General features: G+C 69.8%; 16 protein-coding genes. 8 read left to right on the top strand and 8 right to left on the bottom strand.

Translation table 11 applies throughout. The features are described 5' to 3' along the window. Positions 1-5 precede the first annotated feature (5 nt). Positions 6-791 (bottom strand): ABC transporter ATP-binding protein, encoded by a 786-nt coding sequence (locus BDIM_RS01060; protein WP_003163709.1) that lies wholly within the window; start codon positions 789-791, stop codon positions 6-8. Further along, entirely contained in the window at positions 788-1846 is a 1059-nt protein-coding gene (locus tag BDIM_RS01055) for a FecCD family ABC transporter permease (RefSeq protein WP_003163708.1), read from the bottom strand. The genes BDIM_RS01060 and BDIM_RS01055 overlap by 4 nt, the downstream gene beginning before the upstream one ends. Positions 1847-1913: 67 nt before the next feature. Between BDIM_RS01055 and BDIM_RS01050 the strand changes: the two genes are divergently transcribed. After that, a complete protein-coding gene (locus tag BDIM_RS01050) occupies positions 1914-2684 on the top strand; it encodes an alpha/beta hydrolase (RefSeq protein ID WP_003163707.1) in 771 nt (256 codons plus the stop codon). A 50-nt stretch (positions 2685-2734) separates the two neighbouring features. Here BDIM_RS01050 and BDIM_RS01045 read toward each other — a convergent pair whose 3' ends face one another. Both BDIM_RS01045 and BDIM_RS01040 read right to left on the bottom strand, forming a co-directional pair. Next, positions 2735-4156 (bottom strand): YncE family protein, encoded by a 1422-nt coding sequence (locus BDIM_RS01045; protein WP_003163706.1) that lies wholly within the window; start codon positions 4154-4156, stop codon positions 2735-2737. 18 nt (positions 4157-4174) lie between these two features. After that, positions 4175-6280 carry a TonB-dependent receptor domain-containing protein gene (locus tag BDIM_RS01040; protein WP_003163705.1) on the bottom strand — a complete coding sequence of 702 codons (2106 nt, stop codon included), beginning with the start codon at positions 6278-6280 and terminating at the stop codon, positions 4175-4177. Between the two features lie 267 nt (positions 6281-6547). On the opposite strand from BDIM_RS01040, the gene BDIM_RS01035 reads away from it, so the two are divergent. Further along, on the top strand, positions 6548-7519 hold the full coding sequence (locus tag BDIM_RS01035) for a LysR family transcriptional regulator (protein WP_003163704.1): 972 nt from the start codon (positions 6548-6550) through the stop codon (positions 7517-7519). On the opposite strand, the gene BDIM_RS01030 is transcribed toward BDIM_RS01035, so the two are convergent. Then, positions 7484-8881, bottom strand: coding sequence for a sensor histidine kinase (locus BDIM_RS01030; RefSeq protein WP_003163703.1), 1398 nt, complete (start codon positions 8879-8881; stop codon positions 7484-7486). The two genes, BDIM_RS01035 and BDIM_RS01030, sit on opposite strands and share 36 nt — an antisense overlap. Continuing rightward, a complete protein-coding gene (locus BDIM_RS01025; protein WP_040344488.1) occupies positions 8859-9536 on the bottom strand; it encodes a winged helix-turn-helix domain-containing protein in 678 nt (225 codons plus the stop codon). Before BDIM_RS01025 ends, BDIM_RS01030 begins: the two co-directional genes overlap by 23 nt. Before the next feature lie 141 nt (positions 9537-9677). On the opposite strand from BDIM_RS01025, the gene BDIM_RS01020 reads away from it, so the two are divergent. The 6 genes from BDIM_RS01020 to BDIM_RS00995 are packed head-to-tail and all read left to right on the top strand — an operon-like array spanning position 9678 to position 18149. Then, positions 9678-10937, top strand: coding sequence for an isochorismate synthase (locus tag BDIM_RS01020; protein WP_003163700.1), 1260 nt, complete (start codon positions 9678-9680; stop codon positions 10935-10937). Beyond that, the gene (locus BDIM_RS01015) at positions 10934-12562 is read left to right on the top strand and encodes a (2,3-dihydroxybenzoyl)adenylate synthase (RefSeq protein WP_003163699.1); all 1629 of its coding nucleotides are present in this window, start codon (positions 10934-10936) and stop codon (positions 12560-12562) included. Before BDIM_RS01020 ends, BDIM_RS01015 begins: the two co-directional genes overlap by 4 nt. Next, complete coding sequence (locus BDIM_RS01010; protein WP_081461801.1) at positions 12559-13206, top strand: isochorismatase family protein; 648 nt, start codon at positions 12559-12561, stop codon at positions 13204-13206. The genes BDIM_RS01015 and BDIM_RS01010 overlap by 4 nt, the downstream gene beginning before the upstream one ends. Next, positions 13203-13466, top strand: coding sequence for a phosphopantetheine-binding protein (locus BDIM_RS01005; protein WP_024353927.1), 264 nt, complete (start codon positions 13203-13205; stop codon positions 13464-13466). Before BDIM_RS01010 ends, BDIM_RS01005 begins: the two co-directional genes overlap by 4 nt. Positions 13467-13476: 10 nt before the next feature. Continuing rightward, positions 13477-17367: a non-ribosomal peptide synthetase gene (locus tag BDIM_RS01000; protein ID WP_003163698.1), complete on the top strand. Its 3891-nt coding sequence runs from the start codon at positions 13477-13479 to the stop codon at positions 17365-17367. After that, on the top strand, positions 17364-18149 hold the full coding sequence (locus BDIM_RS00995) for a 2,3-dihydro-2,3-dihydroxybenzoate dehydrogenase (protein ID WP_003163697.1): 786 nt from the start codon (positions 17364-17366) through the stop codon (positions 18147-18149). Before BDIM_RS01000 ends, BDIM_RS00995 begins: the two co-directional genes overlap by 4 nt. Before the next feature lie 21 nt (positions 18150-18170). On the opposite strand, the gene BDIM_RS00990 is transcribed toward BDIM_RS00995, so the two are convergent. Together BDIM_RS00990 and BDIM_RS00985 are read right to left on the bottom strand one after the other, a co-directional pair. Next, entirely contained in the window at positions 18171-19322 is a 1152-nt protein-coding gene (locus BDIM_RS00990) for an amidohydrolase (RefSeq protein ID WP_040344485.1), read from the bottom strand. Positions 19323-19547: 225 nt separating this feature from the next. After that, the coding region (locus tag BDIM_RS00985) for a hypothetical protein (RefSeq protein ID WP_169312109.1) at positions 19548-20355 on the bottom strand (808 nt) is incomplete at its 5' end.

Raw genomic sequence — 20355 nt, 5'->3', positions numbered from 1 at the left:
AAGCTCTAGCTCAGCACGTCGTCGATCATGACCTGCAGCGCGCCGCGGTCGCAGCGCTGGACGCGGGCCGAGACGCGATAGACCTCGGCCAGGATATCGGGCGTGATCGCCTCGTCCGGCGTTCCGAAGGCGACCAGCCGCCCCTTGGCCATGACGGCGATCCGGTCGGAAACACGCGCCGCCGCCTGCAGGTCGTGCAGGACGATCATCACCGTCATGCCCCGCTCGGCCGCCGCCTCGCGCGCCAGGCCCAGCACGCGCAGCTGATAGTGCAGGTCCAGGGCGCTGGTGGGCTCGTCCAGCAGCAGCAGGCGCGGCTCGCGCGCCAGAGCCTGAGCCAGCCCGGCCAGCTGTTTCTGCCCGCCTGACAGCCGGTCCAGCCGTTGCACGGCCAGAGCCTCGGCGTTGATGCGTTGCAGCACCTCATAGGCGCGCTCGGCCGCTTGGGCGTCGGTGTAGACGGCGCCGCGCAGGGGCGTGGCGCGGATCGAGGCCACCACCGTCTCCAGCACCGTCAGCGCCACGCCCTGCGGCAGGGTCTGCGGCATGTAGGTGACGCGCTTGGCCCGGTCGGCCAGCGACAGCCGGGTCAGTTCGGCCTCGTCCAGCCGGATCGAGCCGTGCGCCGGGATCAGGCCCGCCAGACTGCGCAGCAGGGTGCTCTTGCCCGCGCCGTTGGGGCCGACGACGGAGACGACTTCGCCTGCGGTCAGGGGAGGCAGGCTGAAACCGCTGATGATGGGCTGGCCGCCGTAACCGGCGTCGAGGCCGCTGATCGACAGGTCGTTCATGCCCGGCCTCCGTTGCGGAAGATCAGCAGCAGGAAGACCGGCACCCCGATCACGGCGGTGACGATGCCGACGGGCATCAGCACGCCCGGCACGATGATCTTGGACGCCGCCGAGGCCAGCGACATGATGACCGCCCCGGCCAGCACGCTGGCGGGCAGGAAGTAGCGGTGATCCTCACCCACCAGCAGGCGGGCGATGTGCGGCCCGACCAGGCCGATGAAGCCGATGGCGCCGACGAAGGCCACGGCCGTCGCCGACAGCAGGCTGACCCGCAGCAGCGACAGGAAGCGCAGCCGCTTCACATCGACTCCGAAGCTCATGGCCCGGTCCTCGCCCAGCCGCAGCGCCGTCAGGGCGCGCGACGACAGCAGGGAGAAGGGCGTGACCGCGACCAGCACCACCGCCAGGGCCGCGACATTGCTCCAGGTCGCGCGCGACAGCGATCCCATGGTCCAGAACACCAGTTGCTGCAGCGCCTCGGCCGAGGACAGGAACTGCACCAGGGCCGTCAGGGCGTTGAAGGCGAAAACGAGCGCGATGCCGAACAGGACGATGCTCTCGATCCCCGACCCCTTCATCCGCGCCAGGGCTTGCAGCGCCAGCACCGAACCGAAGGCGAAGACGAAGGCGTTCAGCGGCACCAGCCAGTCGGCCCCGATGAAGGACGATCCCAGGCCCAGCACGATCGCCAGCGACGCCCCAAACGACGCGGCCGAGGACACGCCCAGCGTAAAGGGGCTGGCCAGCGGATTGTTCAGCACCGTCTGCATCTCGGCGCCCGCCAGGGCCAGCGCCGCGCCGACCATCATCGCCATCAGGGCGTAGGGCAGGCGCACCTGCCAGACGATGGCCTGCTGGGCCGTGGTCAGGCTGGACGGATCGAACACCCCTTGCAGCACCGTCAGGGGCGAGATCGACGAGGGGCCGGTGGCGATGTCGAGCAGCAGGGCCGCCGCCGCCAGCGCGGCCAAAACGGCGATGGCGAACAGCTTGGTCCGCACGCTTCTGGAATAGGCGACGACCGCCTCGGGCACGGCGTTTTCAGCGTTCGCCAATTCACGAACTCCACTCAGAGAATGCGTCGCAATACATATCAATGGCCAGATAGGCTAGGGTGGCCGTATGACGCTGACCTCGCCCGCCCCTGAAGACCCGTCCCAGAAGGACGCGGCTCCCGACACGACCCAGCCCTACGCCATCCGCCTGCCCGCTGTCGATGGCGCGCCCGCCGTGGACGTGCGGGTGGCGACGCCGCAGGGCGAACGGCCGCCCGGCGGTTGGCCGGTTCTGGTGCTGCTGGAGGGGGAGGCCTTCTTTGATACGGCTGCTCAGGTCGCCGGACGGCTGCTGCGGCGCTCGGCCAAGACGCGGGTGGAGGCGATGATGACGGCGGGGGTCAGCCTGTCGGGCGTGGCTGATCGCGTGGCCGCCTACGCCTTCACGCCGGGACCGCAGGGCCAGGCGTCGGAGCCGCAGGGCGCGGCCCTGCTGGCGCGGCTGGCCACGGAGGTACTGCCGCAGCTGGCGGCCTTGGGCGCGGATCTCGAGCAGGCGGTGTTGATGGGCCATTCCATGTCGGGCCTTTTCGTCCTCGAGGCGCGCGCCGCCGGAGCGCCCTTCGCCCGCTACGCCGCGATCAGCCCGTCGATCTGGTGGAACCCGGCGGTGGTCGCCGCCCAGCCCGAGAGCGCGAACCTGCTGGTCGCGGTCGGCGCCCGCGAGGAGATGGAGGGGCTGCCGTTCGCGCACCTGGCCCGGCGCATGGTCTCCAACGCCCGCGATCTGGAGGCCCGTGGGGCGAGCCTGCGGGTGCTGGAGGACGAGGATCACGGCTCGACGCCCTATGCGGCCTTGCCGACTGTGCTGCGCTTCGCCGCGCCTTATCGAGGCTAGTCGCGGCGGCAAGAAAAAAGCCCCCGCGCCGGGCGCGGGGGCTGTTCGGATCAACGCGCCGGGCGGATGCGCAGCACGGAGTCGTTTCCGTCCGTGGTCCAGCCGGACTTGACCGCGACATAGACGTTGCCGCGACCATCGGTCGAGACGTGGTTCGCCACCGGCGGGGCGGGCAGGTTGGCGACGATGCGGCCGTCGACGTCCGTCACCGTCACCGTGCCCGCGCCGAAGGTGCTGACGAAGGCGCGACGCGACTTCGGCTCGAACACCACGTTCAGGGCGCCCGCGCCGACCGGGGTGTCGGCCACGACCGAGCCGTCCGAACCGTTCAGCACCACCAGGTTGTCGGTGCCCTGGGCCGCGACGAAGATGCGGTCGGTCTGCGGATCGTGCGAGACGCCGATCACGCTGCGCGCGCCGGGCACGCGGAAGACGTTCAGCACGGTGTCGGCGGCGGCGTCGATGACCGCGACTTCATTGGTCGAGTTGGAGGCGACATACAGGCGGCGCGCTTCGCGGTCATAGGAGACGCTGGCGGCCGAGAAGGTCTCGCCGCGCACGGTCGTGTCGATCTTGATGCGCTTGGCGACCGTCAGGGCGGCGGTGTCGAACACCACGACCTCGGGCTCGAAGGTGGCGCTGGCGTAGGCCTTGCCGTGCTCTTCGTCGATGACGACGTCGCGGGCGTGGTTGACCGTGCCCGGCTCGAACTGGCGCACCAGCGACAGGTCCGACTGGCGATAGACGGCGACCGTGTTCTGGCGGCTGTTCGAGACCCAGACGGTGTCGTTGGCGTCATCGACCCCGACGCCGTAGACGGCGAAGACGCCGCCGTCCTGGGGCTGGCCGTCGCGGCCGGTGCGGCCCGGCGCGGCGGCCGGGGTGACGCGGGCCTCGATCGCCAGGGTGTCGGCGTTGAGGCGCAGCAGCTCCGACTGGCGCACCGGCGGGCGGCCGACCGCCGAGGTGGCGAAGACGGCGTTGCGCTTGGCGCTATAGGCGGTCTGGTACAGGCCGCGCGTGGGCTGGATGCTGGTGATCCGATAGGCCGCTTCATTCGACAGCGGCACGTTCGGCGAGATCTTCAGATCGGCCAGGACGGCGTTATAGGGCGACTGCGACACCGCCACGATCGGGTGGTTGCCGGGCTGGGCGTTCGCCGGCAGCGTCAGGCGCGCTTCGAAGCCGCCCTCGGCGTTCGCCGTGATCGGGCCGGTCGACAGCGGCGTCTGGCCGTACATCAGGACGATGCTCTGGCCCGGATGGAAGCCGCGGCCATTGGCCACGACCGGGCCGCCCGGCAGGACGGGCTTGCCGCGTTCGCCGGACGAGAAGCCGACCTGGCCGCCGTCCAGGCGCTCGGGCGCCGAGAACAGGGCTTGGGCCGAGGCCGCCGCCGGAACCGCGACGGCCGAAGCCGCCAGGAGCGCGCCGAAGGCGGCGCCGCGAAGGGATTTGCTCAGGGTCGTCATGATCGCAGTTTCTCCGGATCAGAAGCGGGTGGTCAGGCCAACGAAGAAGCGGCGGCCGGGCGAGTAGTAGCCGTCGCCGGCGGTGCCGCTGACCTTCTCGTTGAAGAGGTTGGAGACGCCGGCGCGCAGCGTCACCGTGTCGGACGCCTCATAGGCTGTGGTCAGGTCGAACTCGGTGCGGGCGTTGGTCAGGGTCGAGCCGCCGCTCAGCTGTTCGCCGGTGTACTGGGCCGACAGCATGAGCCCCAGACGATCGGTCGCCCGCCAGTCCAGCGAGGCGTAACCCGACCATTCCGGCGTGGTGATCAGGCTGGCCCCGGTGTCCAGGTTCTTGGCCTCGATCATCCAGGTGGCGTTGCCGCGCAGGGTCAGGTCGTAGGGCAGGGCCGCAGAACCGCTGAGCTCCAGGCCCTTGGTGCGGGCGCGCTGGACGTTCTCGTTTTTGGTCCACCAGCGGCCTTCGAAATAGCCCAGCGGCGCGTACTGGATCTTGTTCTCGAAGTCGGTGTGGAAATAGGTGGCGGCGAAGCTGTAGGCGTCGCCGTCATAGGCGAAGCCGAACTCGTAGCTGGTGCTTTCCTCGGGCTTGAGGTTGGGGTTGCCCGCCATCCAGCAGCCGCCCGAGGTGTAGACCAGCGGATTGCCGTTTCCGTCCAGGATCGGGTCGCCGTTCTTGTCCTTGGCGGCCATGCCGATCAGGCCCCGGCAGCCGTTGCCGCCGGACTGGGTCGCGGCGCCGGCGCTGTTCTCCTTCAGGGACGGGGCGCGGAAGCCCTTGGACACGCCGCCGCGCAGGGTCCAGGCCTCGGCCGGGCGCCAGACCAGATAGGCGCGCGGGCTGAAGTGCTCGCCGTATTTGTCGTGGCTGTCCAGGCGGCCGCCGAGCGTCAGCAGCAGGTTTTCGCGCAGGGTGATCTGGTCCTCGGCGAAGACGGCCGCCGTGTCGCCCTTCAGCGTGGCCCCGGTGATGACGTTGCCGTCATAGTCGATCGGCACCGTGCCGATGGTGTCGGTGTTGGTCAGCTCTTCCTGGTGGTACTGGGCGCCGAGGGCGAACTTGTGCCGCCAGACGAAATTCTTCTCGAAGTTCCACAGGCCGTCGACGATCCACTCCTCGAATTCGCCGGAGCCGCCGTACTCGCCCATCGCCTTGTTCTCAAAGGCGTTGCGATAGACGTCCAGGCGCGTCTTGCCGAAGGACCATTCGCCTTCGTGGCTGGCGCGGAAATTGGTGCGTTCGGTTTCCGAGCCGAAGGCCCCCTGCGGCGTCAGCACGCCGTTGCGGTTCGGCACCAGCAGCTTGGGCGCCAGAGGCTCCTCCACCCCATAGTTGGCCTCGAACGAGAGGTTGTGGTTCTCGACGGGCGTCCAGTTCAGCACGCCGTTCAGGCTCTTGTTGACGACGCCGCCCGTGCCGTTGGCGCCGGAGAGGTTCACTTCGTCCGGATTGGTGCGGGCGTAGGTCGCGCCCAGGCGCAGGCCCAGGTTCTCCGTGAGCGGACCGGCCACGTTGACGCCCAGCTGATAGGCGTCGCCGCGCTCGGAATCCTCGGACCAAGTGTAGCTGGTGTTGGCCGACCCGCGCCACGTCGGGGCGATCTTGCGGGTGATGATGTTGATGACGCCGCCCATGGCGTCGGAGCCGTAGAGCGACGACATCGGCCCGCGCACCACTTCGATGCGCTCGATCATGTCGGGCGAGATCCAGTTCAGATCCTGTCGGCCCAGGTCGGGGCGATAGCTGATGTCGCGCGAGTTGCCGACGCGACGCCCGTCGACCAGAACCAGGGTGTAGTTGTCCGGCAGGCCGCGGATGGTGATCTTGGACATGGCGCCGGTCGGGCTGACGCCGCCGGTCACGCCGGGCAGGCGGCCCAGCAGTTCGCCCAGGCTCTGGACCGGCTGACGTTCGATCTCGTCGCGGGTGATGACGCTGACCGAGGCCGGGGCGTCGCGCACGTCGACGGTCGAGCCCGAGGCGGTCACGATCACATCGCCGACGGCGGTGGCCTGCGGATCGACGCCTGAGAGATCGGCGGGAATCGTCTCGGCCAGGACCGGCGATGTGGCGAGCAGGGTGGTTGTCATCAGGCCCAGCCCGATGCGGCGTTTCGATAGGTGCATCTGCGCCCCCAAAGGCGTGCGTTGGCGGGCGACGAGCGCCCGAGGAGGGGAGGAAAGCTCGACCGTGCGAGCGGCTCGCTCCTAATAATCATTCGCAATATTGTCTCAATGTCGGATTCGGCATGGGGCCTATTCGCCCAGCCGCATGAGGGCGCGGCCGGCGGAGGCGCGATGGGCTGGGAGCAAAGGCCTATGTCGATGTGTTGCAATTAAGAGGCGTTCTTAATACAGCGGAGGCTGACGCCGGGCGTCATGCAGCGAGGCCATATGTCGGGGCGACTTCCCCACCGCGTCGATTTCACCCTGCTTCAGCACCTGCAGGTGCTGATCGAGCAGCGCAGCGTCTCGCGCGCGGCCGAACGCCTCGGCATCGGCCAGCCGGCGATGAGCCGCATCCTGGCCCGGCTGCGCGATCAGTTCGACGACCCTCTGCTGGTGCGCGGGCCGCGCGGCATGATGCCGACGCCGCGCGCCGAGGCCCTGTCCGGCCCCTTGCGCGCCTGGCTGGACGCGGGCGAGAGCCTGCTGCGCGACCCCGGCCTGGACGTCGGGCGGATGAAGCGGGTGTTCCGCCTGGCCTCCACCGACTTCGGCCTGCTCAGCGTTCTGACGCCGGCCCTGGCCCGTATCGAGCATGAGGCGTCGGGGGTGGAGCTGGCGGTCGAGCCTCTGTCGGACGCCAGCCTGCGGCGGCTGGAGGACGGCCGACTGGATCTGGTGCTGACGGGATGGAATCCCGAAGGCGCGGGGCTGAAGTCGCGCTGGCTATTTCGCGAGACTCATCTGGGCCTGGCGCGGCCGGATCATCCTGTGCATCAGGCGACGCCGACGCACGCCGAACTGCTGCGCTGGCCCCATGTCGTCCCCTCGGCGGGGGACGGCTTCGGCGACTGGGTGGCGGATGACCTGCCGGACATGGCCGAGCGCCGCGTCCTGGTGCGGGCCGAGAGCTTCGCCCTGGTTCCCTATCTGTTGCAGACCAGCGAAGCGGTGGCCCTGCTGCCGCGTCGGGCGGCCGAGCATTTCGCGGCGACGCATGGTCTCGGCGCCTTTCCAGCGCCGCAGGAGATGCGGCCCTTCGACTACCACCTGGTCTGGCACGAACGCTCGGACGGGGACGCCGGAACCCAGTGGTTGATCGACGCCCTCTTCGCTGAATTCGAGCCAGGCCCCGCACCGGTGGGGGCTGACGGCGCAGACGGTTCAGGAGACGGTCGGCAGCGCCAGTTCCACGGCTAGTCCGGGCCGGTTGTCGTCCAGCCGCAGTTCGCCGCCGTGCGCCCGCGCCACGGCGGCCACCATGGCCAGGCCCAGCCCCGCGCCCGACGTATGGCCGCTCCCGCCCTGACCAAGGCGATAGAAGCGGCGCAGGATCTTGTCGCGCTCGGCTTCCGGCACGCCGGGGCCGTGGTCGGCGACGCGGACGACCGCCCGGCCTTTTTCGCTGCACGTCGAGACCTCGATCCGGCCGCCGCCATGGAAGACGGCGTTCTCGATCAGGTTGGCCAGGGCCTGCTGGATCAGGGCGGGGTCGGCCTCGACCGCTCCTGTAGGGGCGAGGGCGACGGTCAGGCGCCCGCCCGCCTCTTCGACGAAGGGGCTGTAGATGTCGGCCACTGTGGCGGCCAGGGCGGCGAGGTCCAGCCGCTCGGTCTGCAAGGCGGCGTCGCCGCTCTCGATCCGCGCCAGGGTCAGCAAGGCCTCGAACAGGGCGCTGACCTGATCCGTCTCCTCCAGCGCGCGTTCGACGGCGGCCTCGCGCGCCTGGGCGTCGTCCAGATTGGCGGCCAGATCCTCCAGTCGATTGCGGATCCGGTTCAGCGGCGCGCGCAGTTCGTGAGCCACGCCCTCGGACAGGGTCTTCAGCGTCGTCAGCGCCGCCTCCTGCCGGTCCAGCATCCGGTTGAGGTTGGCCGACAGCTCATCGAACTCCCGCCCCAGGCCGACGGCGGGCAGGCGCGCCGAATCTTGACCGGCGATGATGCGGCCGACCGCCTGGTTGACGTCTTCCAAACGCCGCAGGAACAGTCGTCCCGCGAACCAGCCGCCGGCCAGAGCCAGCAGGATCAGGACGATCCCGCTCATAAGGGCGTAGCGGCGGATGCCGCCGCGCAGCTCGTCCAGATGCTGGATGTCGCGTCCGACCGCCAGCAGGCCGCCGTCGGAGGCCCGCGCGCTCAGCGCCAGCATGTTCGGCGTCTGGTCGGGCCATCGCGCGGGGCGCGCCTTGTTGGGCAGGTTGCGGCGGAAGCCGGTCTCATTGACCGCCAGCCGCGTCAGGCCGTTGGAGAAGGTGCTGCCGTCCGGCGCCTCGACCAGCAACAGATAGCGGCGGGCGTCGCGGTTGCGGGCCTCGGCGTTCAGCTCCTGCACCAGCTGGGCCGTGCCGTGCCGGTCAGCGTCGGCGCGCATGACGTCCATCTGATGGTTCAGCCCGTCGCGGACCTCGGCCTCGGCGAAGCGCATCAGCCCATAGTCCACCCCCGCGATCATCACCGCCGCGCCCAGTCCGAACAGGGCCGAGAAGGCGGCGGCGTAGCGCAGGCTGGCCGTGGACCAGACCGACGGGCGTTTCGGTTCAGTCCGGGGCCTTGAGGACATAGCCCACCCCCCGGATGGTATGGATCAGCTCCTGATCGAAGCCGCGATCCACCTTGGCGCGCAGGCGGCTGATGTGGGCGTCGATCAGATTGGCGCGGGGGTCGAAGTGAAAGCCCCACAGGCTTTCCAGCAGCATGGTGCGCGTTACGGCGTGACCGGCGTTGCGCGCCAGCCGCTCCAACAGTTTGAACTCATGCGGGGTCAGGTCCAGCGTCCGGCCCGCGCGGGTCGCCCGGTGGGCGGCCACGTCGACCTCCAGATCGGCGACCCGATGCCGCGTCGTGGCTTCGGCCAGCGGGGGGCGCCGCACCAGCGCCTGCAGCCGCGCGCTCAGTTCGCTGAAGGCGAAGGGCTTGACCAGATAGTCGTCGGCGCCCGCGTTCAGCCCCGCCACCCGGTCGTCGACCGAGCCCAGCGCCGTCAGCATCAGCACCGGCGTCTTCAGCCCGCCCGCGCGCATGGCCTGGACCGCTTCCAGACCGGGCAGCCCCGGCATCATGCGGTCAACGACGATGGCGGCGTATGCGCCCTCCATCGCCATGTGCAGACCGGCCTCGCCGTCGCCCGCCTCATCGACCGTATGCCCCTGCTGGCGCAGGCCTTCGGCCACGAAGGCGCGGGTTCGGGCATCATCGTCAATGACAAGCATTCGCATGAGCGCCCTTCTAAACCTCTGCGACGAAACGACCAGACCGGCTTGGAATTAATCTCGCCGCAAGACAATGCGAAGGTTGCTCGGCTATAGGCCAGTTTGTTGCGAATGATATGCAACAGCTTGAGTGCGGCAGGGATCAGCATGGAGTCGAGAGTAGCGGAGTTCTGGGGCGCGCCCGATCTGTCGGTTCAGATCGGCGGCGGCGCATCCGAACGGCATGAGGCCGCCGCGCCGAAGGACGACATGGACTGGGCTTTTGGATTGAGCACGCCGGAGCTGCGGCTCTTCACCACGGGCCTGAAGCAGCGCCTGACGCCGGGACCGGCGGCGACCCTGGGCGAGCGCGTGCGCCGCTTCTTCGCCGATCTGCCGGTCGCCCCGGAAACCGATGAGCCGTCGCCGCGCCTGCTGGTCGGCGCCCTGCCGTTCGACCGCAGCGCCGACGACTGCCTGTTCCTGCCCAAGCGCGCCGCCAACCGCATCTGGGACATGTCTTCTACGGCGTCTCGCCCTGCGATCCGCGCCCTGACGCCCGAGCCTTCGCGCGCGGCCTATGAGGCGGCGGTGACGCAGGCGCTTGAGGCCATGCGCGCCTCTCAGGGCCGCGCCGAGCCGGTCGACAAGGTGGTGCTGTCGCGCAGCCTGAAGGTTCAGGGCGACGGCGCGATCGACCCCTTCGCCCTGTGGCGCGACCTGAAGGCCGACCCGACCGCCGCTCGTTTCCTGACGCCGCTGGGCGAGGGCCAACAAGCTGGACAGGGCGGCGCCATGCGCCGTCTGGTCGGCGCCACGCCCGAACTGCTGGCGTCCAAGCGCGGCCCGGCTGTCTTTTCTCACCCGTTGGCCGGATCGACCCGCCGCAGCATCGACGTGGTGCAGGACGAGGCGGCGGCGCATAGCCTGCTGGCCTCGGACAAGGACCGCCGCGAACACGCCCTGGTGGTCGAGGCCATCATGGACCTGTTGGCGCCATACTGCAGCGACCTGCGCGCGCCGCCGGGCCCGGCGCTCGTCTCGACCAGGACCATGTGGCACCTGGGCACCCGCATCGAGGGACGGCTGCATCGCCCCGACGAAACCTCCGCCGCGGAACTGGCCGCCCTGCTGCATCCGACGCCCGCCGTCTGCGGCTCGCCGCGCGATCAGGCGGCCGAGATGATCCACGCGCTTGAAGGCTATGACCGGGGCTTCTATGCCGGGGCCGTGGGCTGGACCAACGCCTTCGGCGACGGGGCGTGGTACGTCTCGCTGCGCTGCGCCGAGACGTGCGGCGATCAGGCGCGTCTCTATGCCGGAGCGGGCATTGTCGAAGGCTCCGATCCCGCCGCCGAGGCGGACGAGACGTCGGGTAAGTTCCAGGCCGTCCTGCGCGCCCTGGGCGTGGATGAGGCGAGCGTATGATTCCCCTGCAACAGGTCTGGCCGGACGACATGGCGGCGCATTATCGGGCCAAGGGCTATTGGCGCGGCGAAACCTTCTCCCAACTGCTGCGCAGCCGGGCGGAGGCGCAGCCTGACGCAGTCGCCGTGGTCGGCATGGACCAACGCTGGACCTATGGCGAGCTGCTGCAAAAGGCCGAGACGGCCGCCGCCGGTTTTCTGGCGCTGGGGCTGAAGCCGGGCGACCGGGTGGTGGTGCAGTTGCCGAACCTGCCTGAGTTCCTCAGCGTGATCTTCGGCTTGTTCCGGGCCAAGCTGATCCCCGTTTATGCGCTGCCCGCGCACCGCTCGACCGAGATCGTTCATTTCCTGAAACGTTCGGAAGCCGCCGCCTATGTCGTGGCCGACCGGCATGAAGGTTTCGACTATCGCGCCCTGGCCCGCGCCGTTCAGGCCGAGGTTCCCGCTCTGCGCCATGTGGTCGTGGTGGGCGAGGCCGAGGAGTTCGCATCCTTCGACGGTTTTCGCGCCGATCCGGCCTCCCTGCCGACGGACGACGCCGATCCGTCCGACGTGGCCTTCCTGCAGATTTCGGGCGGCTCGACCGGCCTGTCCAAGCTGATCCCGCGCACCCACGACGACTATCTCTACAGCGTGCGCGAAAGCGCCGACATCTCGGGGCTGGAGCCGGAGAGCGTCTATCTGACGGCCCTGCCGGCGGCGCATAATTTCCCGATGAGTTCGCCGGGCTATCTGGGCGCCCTCTATGTCGGGGCGACGGTGGTGATGGCGCCGTCGCCGTCGCCGGACGTCTGCTTTCCGCTGATCGCGCGCGAGGGGGTGACGATTACCGGACTGGTGCCGCCTCTGGCCCTGCTGTGGATGCAGGCTGCGGCCAAGAAGACCCACGACCTGTCCAGCCTTCAGGTGCTGCTGGTCGGCGGGGCCAAGTTCCTGCCCGAGGCGGCGCGGCGCGTGCGCCCGGAGCTGGGCTGCACCCTGCAGCAGGTGTTCGGCATGGCCGAGGGGCTGGTCAACTACACCCGGCTGGACGACCCCGAGAGCCTGATCGTGGAGACGCAGGGGCGACCGATCAGCCCCGACGATGAAATCCTGATCGTCGACGACGCGGGCGCGCCCGTGGCCGAGGGCGAGCCGGGCAATCTGCTGACGCGCGGGCCCTATACGATCCGCGCCTATCACAACGAACCGGCGGCCAATGCGCGGTCCTTCACCGAGGACGGCTTCTATCGCACCGGCGACGTGGTGCGCCGCACGCCCGAGGGCTATCTGGTCGTCATGGGTCGGGCCACCGACCACATCAACCGCGCGGGCGAGAAGATCTCGGCCGAGGAGGTCGAGGATCACCTGCTGGCCCATCCGGCCGTCTTCGACGCCGCTGTGGTGTCGGTGCCCGACGACTATCTGGGCGAGCGCATCTGCGCCTTCATCATCCCCGACGGCGCCGCGCCGCGCGGCGTCGAGCTGAAGGCGTGGATGCGCAAGCGCGACATCGCCGACTTCAAGGTGCCGGACCAGATCGTCTTCGTCGACGACTTCGCCGTGACCGCCGTGGGCAAGGTCAGCCGCCGCGAACTGCGCGCCGCCCTGCGTCAGCGCATTCTGGAAGACGAGGGCAAGGCGTGACCGCATCAAAGGGTCTGCCCACCGTCCCGGCCTACGCCCTGCCGACCGAGGCGGAGATCCCCGCCTCGCGCGCCCAGTGGACGCTGGAGCGTGATCGCGCCGCCCTGCTGGTCCACGACATGCAGCGCTATTTCATGCGCCCCTATGCGCCGGGCGCCGAGCCTCTGCCTGGCCTGATCGCCAACATCGCCCGCCTGATCGCCGCGGCGCGGGCGGCGGGCGTTCCGGTCTTCTACACGGCCCAGCATGGCGATCAGGATCGCCGCGACCGGGGTCTTCAAGCAGATTTGTGGGGACCGGGCATGAGTCGCGCGCCCGAGCATGAAGAGATACTGCCCGAACTGGCCCCGGCGCCGGGCGACTTCCCTCTGGTCAAGCACCGCTACAGCGCCTTTCAGCGCAGCAACCTCGAGACGTTGATGCGCGTGCGGGGGCGGGACCAGCTGATCGTCTGCGGCGTCTACGCCCACATCGGCTGCCAGCTGACGGCGGCCGAGGCGTTTCAGCGCGATATCGAACCCTTCTTCGTCGCCGATGCGCTTGGCGACTTCTCGCGCGACAAGCATATGGGCGCGGTGGCCTGGGCCGCCGACACCTGCGCCGTGGCCCTTTCGACGGCGCGCGTTCTGGAACGACTGACATGACCAAGCTGACCCCGCAGGATCTGACGCTGGAGCGGATGCGCGCCGATGTCGCCGCCGTGCTGCACGAAACGCCGGACTCCATTCTGGACGACGACAATCTGATGGACCTGGGCGTCGACTCCTTGCGCGCCCTCAACCTGTCGCTGGCGTGGAGCGAGGCCGTGCCGCTGGAGTTCAGCGAACTGGCTGAACACACCACGCTTGCGGGCTGGTGGAGCGTGGTTCAGGCGCGCCTGCGCGCCGCCGGTCACGACGCCTGACGCCTGTATCATGGACGACGGACGCATGGCGGCGGTGCTGGAACACCCGCTGACGGAAGCCCAATCCGGCCTGTGGTTCGCCCAGAGGCTGGACCCGGCCAATCCGATCTTCAACACGGCCCACTATCTCGACATCCGGGGCGATCTGGACGTCGAGGCCTTCCGCGCCGCCGTCGATCAGACCGCGGCTGAGGCCGAGGCGCTTTCGCTGCGTTTCGTCGAGCGAGGCGGCGAGGTGTTCCAGACCCTCGACCCGACCCATCGGCCCTTGCTTCAGATCGTCGACGTGTCCGCCGCCGCCGATCCGGTCGCCGAGGCCATGGCCGCCATGCGCCGCGACCATGAGACGCCGCTGGACCCGACGCGCGACCCTCTGGCTGCCAACATCCTGTTCCGCATGGGACCGCAACGCTTCCTGTGGAGCCTGCGCGTTCACCACCTGGCCACCGACGGCTTCGGCATGGCCCTGCTGACCAACCGCGTGGCGGAACTCTACAACGCCGCGCGCGGCGGCCCGGCGCCCGGCCCGGTCTTCAACCCCATCGCCAAGGTGTGGGAAGAAGACGCCGCCTATCGCGCCTCCGACAAGCGCACGGCCGACGCGGCTTACTGGCGCGAGATCATGGGCGACGCGCCTGAGGTCGCCTCTCTGGCGCCGGGCAAGGCCACGACCGCCCACCGTTTCCACCGGATTGAGCGCGCCCTGCCGCCTGAGGTCACGGCTCGCCTGCGCGCCCGCGCCGAGGCTGGTCGCCTGTCATGGCCCGACGTTCTGACGGCCATCGGCGCCGCCTATGTCCGCCGCTTCTCGGGCGCGGAAGAGGCCGTGATCGGCGTGCCGTGGATGGGCCGCATGGGCAGCGTCTCGGCGCGCACGCCCGCCATGATCATGAACGTCCCGCCGCTGCGCCTGACGCTGGACGAGGACGCGCCGCTGGACGAGCAGTTGATCCTCGCCTCCAAGGCCCTGATCAAGACCCGCCGCCACGGTCGTTACCGCAGCGAGCAGTTGCGGCGCGATCTGGGCCTGATCGGCGGGGCGCGGCGTCTGTATGGGCCGCTGGTCAACGTCCTGCCGTTCGACCTGCCGCCGCGCTTTGCGGGGCTGGACACGACGCTGAAGGTGCTGGGCACCGGCCCGGTGGACGACATCAGCTTCACCTTCCGCGGCGACGCCGCCCCGGCTCTGACGCTGGAGGTCGACGCCAACCCCGACCTCTACACGCTGGAGGAGGCCGCCGCCCACGCAGAGCGTCTGGCCGCCTTCCTCACCAACGCGCTGGACGCCGAGACGCTGGGCGAGGTTCCCATCGCCACGCCGAGCGAGGCCGCGCGCGAACTGGAAGCCTTCAACGCCACCGCCCATCCGGTCCCCGACACGACGCTGACCTCCCTGCTGGAGGCGGCCATGCAGGCGACGCCGCACGCCCCGGCGCTGACCTTCGGCGATCAGACCCTGACCTACGCCGAACTGGACCGCCGCACGGCCGCGCTGGCCTCGGCGCTGGCGGCGCGCGGCGTGGGGCACGAGAGCCTTGTCGCCGTAGCCCTGCCGCGTTCGCTGGAACTGGTGATCGCGCTGGTCGCGACCTTGCGCGCCGGCGGCGCCTATCTGCCGCTTGATCTGGAGCATCCGGCCGAGCGCATCGCCGCCATCGTCCGCGCCGCCGGGCCGAGCGTCGTCCTGGCTCATGAAGACATCGGCGGCGCCTTCGGCCAGGCCCTGCTGGCGCCCGCCGACTGGCCGCTGGACGGGGCGGCTCCTGCCGTCGCGCAAGGGGGCGAGGACGCCGCCTATGTCATCTACACCTCGGGTTCGACCGGCGATCCCAAGGGGGTGCTGGTCGAGCATCGGGCCATCGTCAACCGCCTGCTGTGGATGCAGGCCGAGTATGGGATCGGCGCTCAGACCCGCATCCTGCAGAAGACGCCCGCCACCTTCGACGTGTCGGTGTGGGAGTTCTTCCTGGCGCTGATTTCCGGCGGCGAACTGGTCGTGGCCCCGCCCGGCGCGCACCGCGATCCGGCGGCCATCGCCGGGCTGATCCGCCGCCATGCGATCACCGACCTGCACTTCGTCCCCTCCATGCTGTCGGCCTTTCTGGCCGATCCGGCGGCGAAGGGTATCGCGGTCGCCCACGTCTTCTGCAGCGGCGAGGAGCTTCCCGCCGAGCTGCGCGACCGTTTCCACCAGACGGTGACGGCGGAACTGCACAACCTCTACGGCCCGACCGAGGCGGCGGTGGACGTCAGCTATTGGGCCGCCGGGCCGGACGATACGTCCCGCCCCATGCCGATCGGCTGGCCGGTGTGGAACACGCGGCTGGTCATTCTGGACGAGCGGCTGCGCCCGGTAGCGCCCGGCATGGGCGGCCATCTGCATCTGGGCGGCGTGCAACTGGCGCGCGGCTATCTGAACCGGCCCGACCTGACCGAGGACCGCTTCATCCCCGACCCGCACCATCCGGGCCAGCGGCTGTATCGCACCGGCGACGTGGCGCGGCGCCGTGCGGACGGGGCGGTGGTCTATCTGGGCCGCAGCGACCATCAGGTGAAGATCCGCGGCCTGCGCATCGAACTGGGCGAGATCGAAGCCGCCGTCATCGCCAGCGGTCTGGCGCACGAGACGGTGGTGCTGGCGCGCGAAGACCGGCCCGGCGAGCGCCGTCTGGTCGCCTATCTGGTCCCGGCCGAGGGGTATGACCCCAACGCCCTGAAGGCGAAGCTGGCCGCGCGCCTGCCCGACTACATGGTGCCCGCCGCCATCGTGGCGCTGGACGCCCTGCCGACGACCTCCAATGGCAAGCTGGACCGCAAGGCGCTGCCCGCCCCGGTGTTCGAGGCCGCTGCGGGCCGGGCGGCCGAGACGCCGACCGAGAAGATCATCGCCGAACTGTTCGCCGAAGCGCTGGGCCGGGCCGAACCGGCGGGCGCCGACGACGACTTCTTCACCCTGGGCGGCGACTCCCTGCTGGCTGTGCATCTGATGATGCTGATCCGCGAACGGCTGGGGCGCGATCCGGGACTGGGCGCCCTGTTCGACCGGCCGCGCGTGGCTGAACTGGCCGCCCTGATCGACGCCGAGGCGCTGGACTTCGACAACGGGCTGGGCGTGCTGATCCGTCTGGCCGAGGGCGATCCGGCCCTGCCGCCGCTGTTCCTGATCCACCCGGCGGGGGGGCTGTCGTGGGGCTATCGCACCCTGGCGCGCGCCCTGTCGCCGCGCCGCACGGTGTGGGGCGTGCAGTCGCCCGCGCTGGACCCCGATAACGCCCTGCCGGACGGGATCGACGCGCTGGCGTCCGTCTATGTCGATCACATTCTGGCCTTGGGCGCGCCCGGCCCGGTTCACATCGCAGGCTGGTCCGTCGGCGGCATCATCGCCCAGGCGGCGGCGGTCGAGCTGGAGCGACGCGGGGTCAAGGTCGGGCTGATGGCCATGCTGGACTCCTACCCGGCCGAGTGCTGGCGCGCCGAGCCGGACCCGGACCCGGTCGACGCCATGCGCGCCATTCTGGCCATCGCCGGATATGACCCGACCCTGTATCCTGAGCTGCGCAGCCGCGCGGCCATTCTCGCCTTCCTGAAGGCGGGCGACAGCGCGCTGGGCGGCCTGCCCGAGGCGGCGCTGGACGGAGTGATCCGCGTGGTGCTGGACACCAACCGTCTGGTGCGTGAACATCATCACAAGGCCTTCGGCGGCCGCACCACCCACGTCCGCGCGGCGCTGGACCACAAGGAGCGCGACCTGACGCCCGGCCTGTGGCGCGCTTACGCCGCCGATCTGGACGTGGTCGAGGTTCCCTTCCTGCACCCGCAACTGACCGGTCCGGCGGCGACGGCCTTGATCGCCCCGGCGCTGGACGCCCGCATGACCGCCGCAGAGGATACGACACGATGAGAGACAGCGGACTGTCCGGCCGTCTGGCCCTGGTCACGGGGGCGGGCGGCGGCATTGGCGCCGCCGTGGTGCGCCTGCTGGTCGAGGAGGGCGCGCGCGTGGTCGCGACCGACCTGCCGTCCACCGCCCTGTCGGGTCTGGCCTTCCTGAACGGCGTGCGCGTCGAGCCGCTCGACGTGTCCGACGGCGCGGCGGTCGAGGCCCTGTTCGACCGCATCGAGGCCGAGGACGGCCCGATCGACTTTGTCGCCAGCGTGGCGGGCGTTCTGTCCAATGTGACGGTCGATCAGACCTCCGACGCCGAATGGCGCCGCGTCTTTGCGGTCAATGCGGACGGGGTCTTCCATCTGGGCCGCGCGGCGTCGCGCCGGATGGGCGAGCGGGGCCCAAAAGATAAGAAGAGCCGCGCTTTCGTCACCGTCAGCTCCAACGCGGCGGGGGTGCCGCGTCATGCGATGGCGGCCTACGCCGCGTCCAAGGCGGCGGCGACCATGTTCACCCGCTGTCTGGGGCTGGAGCTGGGACCGAAGGGCGTCCGCTGCAACATCGTCGCCCCCGGCTCGACCCTGACGCCGATGCAGACCGGCATGTGGGCCGATGAAGACGGCGCCGCCCGCGTCATCGCCGGCTCGCTCGAGACGTTCAAGGCGGGCATTCCGCTGCAAAAGCTGGCGACGCCCGAAGACATCGCCGAGGCGGTGGTCTTCCTGCTGTCCGACCGCGCCGCCCACATCACCATGACGGATCTCTACGTCGACGGCGGGGCCACGCTGCGCGCCTGATCCCGCCGCCCTGACCTGCCTTCAGGACAGCTTCGCCTCGACGATCCGGGCGAAGACCGAGGCCACGTTCGGCAGCAGGTCGTCGTTGAAGTCATAGGCGGTCTGGTGGACCATCGTCCCGCCCTGGCCGACGAAGAAATAGGCGCCCGGCGCGATCTGCAGCATATAGGCGAAGTCGTCGGTGAACGGGTACGGCTTCAGGTCGCGATGCACCTTGTCCGCGCCGAACACGCCGCCCGCCGCCGCCGCCGCCACATCGGCCTGAGCGGCGGCGTTGAAGACGGGCGGTACGCCCGCCGTCTCGCGCACCGTGACGGTGCAGCCGGTCATGACGCCGACGCCCGCGCAGATGTCCTGAAGCTTCTGCCACATCGTTTCGATCACGTCGGATGAGGTGGCGCGCAGGGTGCCCGCCAGACTGGCTTCGTGCGGCACGACATTGTGCGACGACCCGGCCTGAAGCTTGGTGACGGTGATCAGGGCGGGCTCCATCGGGTCGACGTGACGGCCGACGATGGACGAGATTTCCGAGGCTACGCGCACGGCGGCCTGAACGGGGTCTTTGGTCTTGTGCGGGGCGGCGCCGTGGCCGCCGACGCCCCGAATATCGATCTCCCACACCTTATAGCCGTTCATGGTCGGGCCGGTGTGGACCGCCGCTTCGCCCAGCGGCAGCAGCGGCATGTTGTGATAGCCATAGACCTCGTCGCACGGGTAGCGGTCGAACAGGCCGTCCTCGATCATGGCGACGGCGCCCAGACCCGTCTCTTCCGCCGGTTGGAAGATCAGCACCACGCGGCCGCGCGCAGGCGGATTGGCGGCCAGATGGCGCGCCACGCCCAGCAGGGTCGCCGTATGGCCGTCGTGGCCGCAGGCGTGCGAGACGCCGGGCCTCGTCGAGGCGTGGGGGACGTTGCTGTCGTCGTTCATGGGCAGGGCGTCCATGTCGGCGCGCAGGCCGATGGACGGGCCGGGTTCGCGCCCTTCGATGACGGCGACCACGCCTTCTCCGCCGATGCCGCCCTCGGGCTTCAGGCCAAGCCCTTCCAGCACGTCGAACACCAGCTTTGCGGTGCGCGACTCCTGACCGGACAGTTCCGGGTGGGCGTGGATGTCCCGCCGCCAGGCGGTCATGTCAGCAGCCAGGGCGGCGAGAGCAGGCAAGGGCGTCATGGGGTCGCGCATCCGTCGAAAAAGGGGAGGCGACGAGGTTAGCATCGCCGCTTTCGAAACGACATAGCGGCCGCCTGCCCTGAGCGCAGGGCGATGAGGCGGATATTGATTGAGGCGGCGGACAGGGAGCGGAGCCGAAAACTACATTTTTCCGCGACTTATCGCCCCGAGCGGGGGGCGAGCGGAGCATGAGCTATTCAATTCCCGGCAATGCCGTGCTCCGGCCTAGATCGGCGCTACGGTCAACTCGATGAGGTCAGAGTAGAGGCCGGCTCGGCGGCGCGCGGTTTCGCCCACCTGCAGTTGCAGGTCATAGGCGTCTTCGCCCAGGCCGGTGCCCTTGCGGCTTTCCACCTGGCCGCCCGTGCCCAGGTTGATGGGACGGTTGCCCAGGCTCAGGCGATAGGGCACCCACCAGGACGAGTCCTCGGCCAGCACCAAGCGGCCCTTGTTGCGCGACGATACCGCGACGCGATAGCCGCCGGTGCTCTTGACCCACACCTGCAGCGGCAGATTGGTCCCGCCTTCGGCCAGTTCGCCCAGTTCGATCCGGCCGCCGCCGTCCGTGCGGGTGAATGCGCCGCGCAGGCCCATGACGGCCGACGGCTGGACGTTGAGCGCAAGCACCAGCAGCTTGTCTGCTGAAATGCGGTTGTCCTTGGCGCGGAAGGCGAATTGCACCGGCTGTTCGAACAGGCCGTCCTGGCTGAGTTGATCGACATCGACTTCGAGACGATAGCGGCGCAGGACGCGCGCGCCCGGCTGAAGCGCCAAGGCCGCGCCGCCTGGGCGGGCTTGGGATCGGCCCGCGACCGGGGTCAGGTTCGCCGCCGAAAACTCGTCCGTCAGGCTGTAGGGCAGGGTGGACCAGCGGCCGCTCGGTCCGGTGGTCGGCCGCAAGCCGAACGGCTGGCCTACGGTGGTGACTTCCACCTCGCCCTCGCAGGGGGCCGCGCCGTCGTTGGACCAGGCGATGTCGAAAGTGGCGAAGGCCGCATCGTCGCCATAGGGATCATAGCCGCGGATCTCCCAT

This window comes from Brevundimonas diminuta ATCC 11568 (genome assembly GCF_000204035.1).
In the GTDB taxonomy this organism is placed as follows: domain Bacteria; phylum Pseudomonadota; class Alphaproteobacteria; order Caulobacterales; family Caulobacteraceae; genus Brevundimonas; species Brevundimonas diminuta.
The sequence above is the reverse complement of the archived record's forward strand: the minus strand, read 5'-3'. Positions and strand labels throughout refer to the sequence as shown.

Excerpts from the sequence above, each read along its gene's own strand:
- BDIM_RS01060 (WP_003163709.1), bottom strand. The coding sequence starts at position 791 with ATGAACGACCTGTCGATCAGCGGCCTCGACGCCGGTTACGGCGGCCAG.
- BDIM_RS01025 (WP_040344488.1), bottom strand. The coding sequence starts at position 9,536 with ATGCGAATGCTTGTCATTGACGATGATGCCCGAACCCGCGCCTTCGTG.
- BDIM_RS00990 (WP_040344485.1), bottom strand. The coding sequence starts at position 19,322 with ATGACGCCCTTGCCTGCTCTCGCCGCCCTGGCTGCTGACATGACCGCC.
- BDIM_RS01045 (WP_003163706.1), bottom strand. The coding sequence starts at position 4,156 with ATGACGACCCTGAGCAAATCCCTTCGCGGCGCCGCCTTCGGCGCGCTC.
- BDIM_RS01020 (WP_003163700.1), top strand. The coding sequence starts at position 9,678 with ATGGAGTCGAGAGTAGCGGAGTTCTGGGGCGCGCCCGATCTGTCGGTT.
- BDIM_RS00995 (WP_003163697.1), top strand. The coding sequence starts at position 17,364 with ATGAGAGACAGCGGACTGTCCGGCCGTCTGGCCCTGGTCACGGGGGCG.
- BDIM_RS01050 (WP_003163707.1), top strand. The coding sequence starts at position 1,914 with ATGACGCTGACCTCGCCCGCCCCTGAAGACCCGTCCCAGAAGGACGCG.
- BDIM_RS01015 (WP_003163699.1), top strand. The coding sequence starts at position 10,934 with ATGATTCCCCTGCAACAGGTCTGGCCGGACGACATGGCGGCGCATTAT.
- BDIM_RS01000 (WP_003163698.1), top strand. The coding sequence starts at position 13,477 with ATGGACGACGGACGCATGGCGGCGGTGCTGGAACACCCGCTGACGGAA.
- BDIM_RS01030 (WP_003163703.1), bottom strand. The coding sequence starts at position 8,881 with ATGTCCTCAAGGCCCCGGACTGAACCGAAACGCCCGTCGGTCTGGTCC.
- BDIM_RS01040 (WP_003163705.1), bottom strand. The coding sequence starts at position 6,280 with ATGCACCTATCGAAACGCCGCATCGGGCTGGGCCTGATGACAACCACC.
- BDIM_RS01035 (WP_003163704.1), top strand. The coding sequence starts at position 6,548 with ATGTCGGGGCGACTTCCCCACCGCGTCGATTTCACCCTGCTTCAGCAC.
- BDIM_RS01005 (WP_024353927.1), top strand. The coding sequence starts at position 13,203 with ATGACCAAGCTGACCCCGCAGGATCTGACGCTGGAGCGGATGCGCGCC.